Annotated in this window: 7 protein-coding genes; 5 read left to right on the top strand and 2 right to left on the bottom strand. The window is 61.5% G+C overall.

Annotated features, from left to right (window positions below):
• A partial coding sequence (locus tag VFV96_09810; GenBank protein ID HEU5070691.1) for a M20/M25/M40 family metallo-hydrolase occupies nt 1–663 on the top strand: 663 nt, incomplete at its 5' end.
• A gap of 48 nt (nt 664–711) precedes the next feature.
• Here the strand turns inward: VFV96_09810 and VFV96_09805 are convergent.
• Nucleotides 712–1314, bottom strand: coding sequence for a Maf family protein (locus VFV96_09805; protein ID HEU5070690.1), 603 nt, complete (start codon nt 1312–1314; stop codon nt 712–714).
• A 112-nt stretch (nt 1315–1426) separates the two neighbouring features.
• Here VFV96_09805 and VFV96_09800 point away from each other — a divergent pair, with 112 nt between their 5' ends.
• Nucleotides 1427–2068: a hypothetical protein gene (locus VFV96_09800; protein ID HEU5070689.1), complete on the top strand. Its 642-nt coding sequence runs from the start codon at nt 1427–1429 to the stop codon at nt 2066–2068.
• A 53-nt stretch (nt 2069–2121) separates the two neighbouring features.
• On the opposite strand, the gene VFV96_09795 is transcribed toward VFV96_09800, so the two are convergent.
• Nucleotides 2122–3264, bottom strand: a complete 1143-nt coding sequence (locus VFV96_09795) for a serine hydrolase domain-containing protein (GenBank protein ID HEU5070688.1) — start codon at nt 3262–3264, stop codon at nt 2122–2124.
• Between the two features lie 232 nt (nt 3265–3496).
• Between VFV96_09795 and VFV96_09790 the strand changes: the two genes are divergently transcribed.
• The 3 genes from VFV96_09790 to VFV96_09780 all read left to right on the top strand — a co-directional run.
• Nucleotides 3497–4663, top strand: a complete 1167-nt coding sequence (locus VFV96_09790; protein ID HEU5070687.1) for a hypothetical protein — start codon at nt 3497–3499, stop codon at nt 4661–4663.
• A gap of 71 nt (nt 4664–4734) precedes the next feature.
• Nucleotides 4735–5964, top strand: a complete 1230-nt coding sequence (locus VFV96_09785; protein ID HEU5070686.1) for a hypothetical protein — start codon at nt 4735–4737, stop codon at nt 5962–5964.
• Between the two features lie 371 nt (nt 5965–6335).
• Nucleotides 6336–7468 (top strand): hypothetical protein (locus VFV96_09780; GenBank protein ID HEU5070685.1); only part of this gene is annotated, 1133 nt, incomplete at its 3' end.

The raw sequence follows: 7468 nt of genomic DNA, 5'->3' as shown, positions 1-7468 counted from the left end.
CCCCCCCCCCACGGCCGCATCACGATCCCGGGCTTTTATGCCGATGTGGAACCACTCAGCGCATATGAGCGGAAACAGCTGCGGCGGCTGCCGTTCACGGAGCGCGACTACCGGAAAATGCTCGGCGTGCCCGCCCTGTTTGGCGAACGGGGCTTCACGCCCATCGAACAGCGCTGCGCCCGGCCCACCCTTGAAATCAACGGTCTGACCAGTGGCTACCAGGGCGAAGGCAGCAAAACCATCGTGCCGTCGTGGGCTCGCGTGAAAATCACGATGCGCCTGGTGCCCGACCAGGATCCCGTGAAGATTGCCAGGCTGGCCATTCGCCAACTGAAAAAACTGTGCCCGCCGACTGTGCGGCTGGAAGTTTCGGCTGGCCATGGCGCCCATCCGTATGTGGTTTCCCCATCCAGTGCCCAGGCTCAGGCATCGCTGCGCGCACTGGGCAAGGCATTCGGCTGCGAGCCGGTGCTCATGCGCGAAGGCGGCTCGATTCCCATTGTGAACGAGTTCAAACGCATTCTCGGCGCCGACACGCTGCTGCTTGGCCTGGCGCTGCCCGATGACAACGCGCATTCGCCCAACGAAAAGTTCGAACTGGATTGCTTCGAAAAGGGCCAGTTGATGGCCGCGTATCTGTGGCACGAACTGACGGCTACCTGAGCCCGGTTACATCTACGCCGCCAGGAGGATGATTCGCTGGACGACACTTCAGGGCCGGCCGCCGGCGGTGAACTCGGAGGCGGCCGCCCACAATCGGAGTTCCTCGCGCAGGCGTTCGACGGGCAGCCCCACGACGTTGGTGTAGGAACCCTCGATGGATTCAATGATCATTTCGCCCTCCTCTTGAATGGCGTAGGCGCCGGCTTTGTCGAGGGTGTGCACGCGGTTGACGTAGCTCCGAATCTTCGCCGCCGTCAGGTTGTGAAAGCGCACCGTGGTTTGTTCGGCAAACACGGATTGCCGGTGACCGCGCAGGTGCAGCAGGCAGACCCCGGTGACCACATCGTGCGAGCGGCCCTCCAGCTCCGCCAGCATCCGGCAGGCGTCCCGTTTGCTGCGCGGCTTGCCAAACAGGCTGGTGCCCAGCGCCACCACGGTGTCCGCCCCGATCACGAGGTTGTCCGGAAATTTCTTGGCCACCACGCGGGCCTTGCGATAGGCGTTCAAGAGCGCAATTTCTCGGGGCGTGTAATGCTCGTGCTCCGACTCGGGGGCCGCGCTGGGCAGAACTTTGAAGCGAAAGACAAGCTGCCGAAGCAACTCCACACGACGGGGGGATGCCGATGCCAGGATGACAGATGGAAGATTCATGGCCGCTGGGTTCCCATTCTAAAACATTCTTCGGCGCGTCGCAACGCCGCGCGCACGCCGGCAGGGCCGGGCCCCGTTTGCGAAAGGGCCGCGGCTGGACTAGCCTGCGTGCATGAGGATTAATTTCATCCCAGCGTTCGCAGGATTGGCCCTGCTCCTCGGCACCGAGATCGCGCTGCACGCCGATGAAGTGAACATGCAGAACGGCGATCGTTACGTGGGCAAAGTAGTTTCCGTGTCGGCCAACACGGTGGTGTTGGACAGTGAAATGCTTGGCCGCATCAAGGTGCCACGCAAATTTGTAACCAGCCTGGGCATTGGCTCCGCATCGGTTCAGCCGCCTTCGCTGACAAATTCCTTGCTCCGTCCAATGCCGGCGACGGTGGGAATCAATGCAGACACCAACGCACCCAGTGCGGACGACACGGGTCTTGTGGACGCGCTGCGCAAGCTGGGCGGCAATACCAATTTCATCGGCGAAATCCGGCAAAAAATGTTGCTGGGCAGCCCCGAGGCGAATGCCAAATACGACGAACTCATCAACGGTCTGTTAAACGGCAAGTTGAATTTGACCGACCTTCGGCAGCAGGCGCAAACCTCCGCCGAACAACTGAAATCCTTGAAGCGCGAACTCGGATCCGACGCAGGCGATTCCCTGGACGGCTACTTGGAATTGCTGGAACGGTTCCTGAACGAGGTGCCTGCCGCATCGAGCAACGTTCCGCCGCCGGGCGCAGCGCCCACGAAACCTTGATGCGCCGGCGGCCAATGCGGTTCAGCCATCCACCCTTTACCTGAAGAGCCGATTCAGTTTTGCAGCCACTTGTGGATCAGGGCGCTGACGGCATCGTCGCAACCCTTTTCCGCCTTCTCGCCGGCGATGTTCGTGGCCGCAATCACGGCAAAGTTTTTGGCCGGAGCGAGCCACATGACCACATACCACATGGTGTTCGAACCATTGTGCATAAGCGCCGTTCCGCCGGCCCAATTCCGACGCAACACCACCCAGCCGCAGGCGTGGTCGCTGCCCGCCGGAGGAGCGTGCAACTTCCGCAACGTTTCGGGCTGGAGCAGCTTTGTGCGGTCATTTCCGTTCAAATGGAAAATGACAAAGCGCGCGAGGTCATCCAACGAACAATGCACGGTGCCGCCGGGACCGATGGCCGGTGGATTGTCCGCCTGCACGGGAAGGATGACGCCTTGCCGGAGCTGGTGCCCCCACGGCGCATCCACCTGGCCGATGGTGCCCGGAATTCCGAACCCCGCCGACGTCATCCCCAGCGGCACGAACAACTGCTCCCTCATCAACTTTTCCCACGACTTGCCCGTGATGCGCTCAAGCATGGCGCCGAGGATGGCATATCCCTGGTTTGAATAGATTTTTTTGGTGCCGGGTGGCGCTTCCGGCGGCACGTGCAAGATGGCGGTCACGAATTCAGCGCGTTGTTCGGTGGGGCTGCCGGGCTGCTCCCACGCGCGCTGCCACGCTGCTGCCGGCGGAGCGTGCGGCACACCGCCGCGGTGGGTCAGCAACTGTTCGACCGTCACCGCTTCATACTGCGGGTTCATCCGCCCCTTGAGTTCGGGGAACACCTCGCCAATGGTCGTATCCCAACGGAGCTTGCCTGCGTCGATCATCCGTCCCACGACCGTGGCGGTCATGGCTTTTGTGCAGGAGCCGATGTGAAAAACATCGTTCGTGGTGACCGGCGTCGGCTCCCCCCACTTGCGAACCCCCGTTGCGGCCTGGTCGCAAATGGCGCCATCCTTGACCACCACGACGGCCAGCGCGGGCAGGTCAAAATTGGTGCGGACGCGTTCCAGCATGACGGCGGTCTTTTCCGAATCCGCCGGTGCGGCAAGACAACTCGTAAGGGTCAGCAGCCCGCACAGCCCGGTCGTGGCGGTCATCTCCCGCCACTTCGCTTTGCGTTTACCCAAAACGACCATGAGTGCGAACGTAGCGGGGGCTGGAGCACGTGCAAAGGACATTTGCCGGCAATCCGCCGCCGGGCCGGAACGGCAAAGGCGCGAAAGAAATTGCACCCCCCAAGCGGCGCGCTAGCATTCGGTGGTTGGATGCAGCCGCCGCTGTATCCGGGGCCGCGCGTGATTGAGTTTTATGGAGTTGCCTGAAGCATCGAAGTCGCCAGCACCACGTTGGCTGCTTATCAGCCTCATTTTGGTCGTCCTTCTTGCCAGTGTGGTTTGGTGGCGACGCGCGGGAGGTCCGGGCCAGATTGCGCCGGACACCGCGGCGGCGCCGGGAACCGGCGCAGCAACGGAGACTCCTCCCTGGGGACTTCTGGAACGGTATCGCATCACCATCGAGCGCCCCCGCGCGCTGACCTCCGCCTCGCCGGAACGTTATCCGCCCGAGACAAAGTGGTTCTTCGGCAATGCCGAGCCCGCAGCCCTCGCCTCCCTGTTTCAAAGTCTCGCGCTGCCCGCGCCGTTTCTGGATCAAAGTCGCTGGATGGTTCAGCCCCGGGGCATCTCTGTTACCGTCACTCCCGAGCAGGTTCTGGGACTTCCGGCCAAGGCACGACAGCAGTTGTATCCCTTGCTGGCGCACTTTCCCGAGAATGAGGCCCAGAGCCAGGCCTATTCCTTTCCCATTGACACGGCGGGCGACTGGTTTACTGACAGCGAGCTTTCACCGCAAACTCTTGCACTGGTCACCAACCGGCTTTACCGGCAGGGCGACACGCTGTGCTTTGCCGATTTGGGCGAGGTGCTGACCCAAATCAAGGCATCAGACGAGCGCGTGCGGCTGGTCAAGACGCTGTCCCGCGAAACGACGATTCTCATGAAGCTTCACGTGGACGCGCATACCGACGTGGATGCGCTGCTGAAATATTGGGGACGCCAGGGGCGCGCGAAGGATCTGGAGCCGCTGCTCGAATCGTTGAAACGCATTCCGGGCGGCGCCAGCATCGACGTGGTGCATTTGCTGCCCCCGTTCGCCCGCATGCGGCTTTATACCTATCCCCTGCCGCTGCCCAATGCCAAAGAGCTGGTGCAAGACTGTTTCTGGACCTCGTTCAATTTCTTCAACGAACCTCCCGAAAACCGGTTTGGCGACACGGCCGGGGTCAAGGCCGCGCTCGACAAAGACTACTACATCGCCCAGGACGACCCGCGATTCGGAGATTTGTTGATGCTGGTGGACCAGCACGGGCGGGCGATCCATGCCGCGGTTTACGTTGCCGATGACGTGGTCTTCACGAAAAATGGCGCCGCCTTCACACATCCCTGGCTGTTGATGGACTTACGGGACGTGCTGACGCTTTACGGCGTTGACGGGCCGCCACGCGTGATTTTCTACCGGTTGAAGGACGACGACTGAGGGGGCCGGACCCGGCCAGGGGTTCGTTATTCCGCTTGCCGCCTCGGGCGCTGGAAATATATTGCGGCGCAATGAGGCTCCGGCACCAAACCTTCGCGCTGGTTTTCGGAGCCCTGCTCTGCTGGCCGCACTGGGCCCTTGCCCAGCTCGATCCGGAGAAGCGGCGCCTCGTTCAGTTTGGCTACAATCAACCCATCGAGGGCAAGAGCCCGATTTCCGGCTACGGTTTTTTCTACTACAACCAGCCGCACTTCGCGGCGACGAACCTCACCTTGCGCGCGGCGGTGGCGCCGATCTATCTCGATACGGAACTGGGCTTCGTCGGATTGCTGGGCGCCAACACCGACCTCGGCTTGGGGTTGTCTGGCGGTGGTTTTGCGGACAGCTATTCGGAAATTCGCAGTGGCCACTACTATCAGGAAGAATCCTTCACGGGGCACGGCGGGGATGTTTCCGCCAGCGTCTATCACCGCTTTAATCCACAACAAACGGTGCCGTTGTATTTGATTGTGCGGGCCAGCGGCGGGCTGACGCATTACGAACGCGACGACACCACCGCGCCCGACTTCGTCCTGCCCGCCGACCGGTCGGCGTTTCACATCCGCACGGGCCTGCGCTGGGGCGGCGAGGAGCCCAGTCTGACCGAACCGCTCGCCATGGAAATTTCCCTGTGGGAAGATTCGCAGTTTCGCAGCCGCGCCTCGACCTACGGCTACAACAACGACCGGCGGGTCGAAGGCGCCTCGCACCTCTTCTGGGGACGCGCCCTGTTGAAATACACCTTCCCGAACGAGCATTTGTTTGAGTTCAGCGTGACGGCGGGCACGAGCCAGAATGTCGACCGCTTCAGCGCGTATCGTCTCGGTGGCGTGCTCCCGTTTGTAGCGGAGTTTCCGCTGAATCTTCCCGGCTACTATTACCAGGAAATCTCCGCCGAGCGCTTCGTTCTTTTCAACGGTCAATACTCGTTCCCGCTCACACCGCAAAAAAACCTGCGGCTCACTTTGTATGGCGGCGCCGGTCGAGTGAATTATCTCGATGGTCTCGAACAACCTGGCGACTGGCATTCGGGACTCGGCGGCGGGCTTTCCTTCATCTCGCCCAAGGGCACCTGGATGGCGACGCTCATTTTCGCGCATGGCTTCAACGCCGTCCGACACGGCGACGAACGCGGGGCCAATCAGATCGGTCTGTTGCTGCAATGGGATTTGGAAGCCAAGCCCCGCGGCAAATCGCGCTTTTTCACGCCGGGGGTGAATCCTTACAGCTCCCGCGCCGGCGAACGGTTGTTTCGCGATTGACCTCAAGCGCGGCCGAAGAGTGCGGCAAATCCTCCCACTCATGTCAGTTTGCGGAACTCCTCCGCAAACATACGGAAGCAATGTTTCTTGCGGGGCTCAAGGCGCCTGATAGAGTCCTAATGTTCCCGATTAGGCACATTGCTGGCCGGCGCTGTCGCTCGCTCGGCCAGCTATAACTCGCAATTCAGGAGGCCATCATATGCCGCTTCCTTGGTGGGTGTTCGCAATCAGTCCCGGCCTCACCGGCACCGCGGGATTTCCTGACGCTCACCCGCCGCGCCGGGTAGATCACCGGCATTTCCGTTTCCCCAACGCTTCCTTGGGCCGGCAAAACTTTCCCTCACAACACCGCCGTCTCACGCCACATGCTTATGAAAACAAACCGCCCTGACCCGTCCATCCACGCCGCCGCCTGGCGCGTGCCATTAGTTTTCACCCCATCCCGCAGCCCATTCTGTCCGCGCACACCGCTCGTGCTTTTCCTGTCGGTCGTTCTGACGGGGATTCTCATTCCTGCCTCCAGTTCCGCCCAAAGCACGCTCACCAACGGCTGGATGCACACCGGCACCATCGGTGCCATCGGCACATCGAACGTGTGGACCTTTTCCGCCAGCGTGGGCGATGCGATCCTGCTCGAGGCGGGCGAAATTTCTCAAACCAACAACTTCACACCGCGCATCCGCCTCATCAATCCGTCTGGCAATCAACAAGGAATCAATTACGGGGCCGTGGCGGCGCAAATCAGCGTCATCGCGACCAACAGTGGCACCTTCACGGTCGTGGTGGACGATGCCACCGGCACGGCGGCCACCGGCACCTATCGCCTGACGCTGGCCAAAACTCCGGGCGCCGTGTTTGTGGCACCCGGCGACGATGGTGGACCGTTGACCAACAGCTTGATGCATACGGGCACCATTGACGTGGGGGACCTAGATGTGTGGACCTTCAACGCCACGAATGGTGACACCATGATGATTGAAGCTGGCGAAACCAATCCGGGCAGCGCGCTGACGCCGGCATTATGGCTTTATGGCCCCGACGGGAAACTGCTGGATTCAGGCTATGGCGCTGTTGCCATCCAGGTCAGCTTCCGCGCCACCAACAGCGGCACGTTCACCTTGGTGGTTGGCGACTATTCAACTGGCTATTCCGGCAGCGGACCTTATCGGTTGACGCTTGCCAAAACCGGCAATCCGGTTGTCCTCTCGCCGGGCGATGATGGCGGTCCGATGACGAACGCCGTCATGCACACGGGCACCATTGACGTGGGCGATCTGGACGTCTGGAACTTCACCGCGACCAATGGCGACACCATGATGATTGAAGCCGGCGAGGTCAACCCGGGCAGCGCGTTGACGCCGGCCTTATGGCTTTATGGTCCCGACGGGAAACTGCTGGATTCAGGCTATGGCGCAGTTGCCATCCAGGTCAGCTTCCGCGCCACCAACAGCGGCACGTTCACCTTGGTGGTTGGCGACTATTCAACTGGCTATTCCGGCAGCGG

It is taken from the genome of Verrucomicrobiia bacterium, from assembly GCA_035765895.1.
Taxonomy (GTDB): Bacteria; Verrucomicrobiota; Verrucomicrobiia; order Limisphaerales; family DSYF01; genus DSYF01.
The sequence above is the reverse complement of the archived record's forward strand: the minus strand, read 5'-3'. Positions and strand labels throughout refer to the sequence as shown.

What these genes read in the sequence shown, in the direction of transcription:
- VFV96_09800 (HEU5070689.1), top strand. Translation starts at nt 1,427, where the DNA reads ATGAGGATTAATTTCATCCCAGCGTTCGCAGGATTGGCCCTGCTCCTC.
- VFV96_09785 (HEU5070686.1), top strand. Translation starts at nt 4,735, where the DNA reads ATGAGGCTCCGGCACCAAACCTTCGCGCTGGTTTTCGGAGCCCTGCTC.
- VFV96_09795 (HEU5070688.1), bottom strand. Translation starts at nt 3,264, where the DNA reads ATGGTCGTTTTGGGTAAACGCAAAGCGAAGTGGCGGGAGATGACCGCC.
- VFV96_09805 (HEU5070690.1), bottom strand. Translation starts at nt 1,314, where the DNA reads ATGAATCTTCCATCTGTCATCCTGGCATCGGCATCCCCCCGTCGTGTG.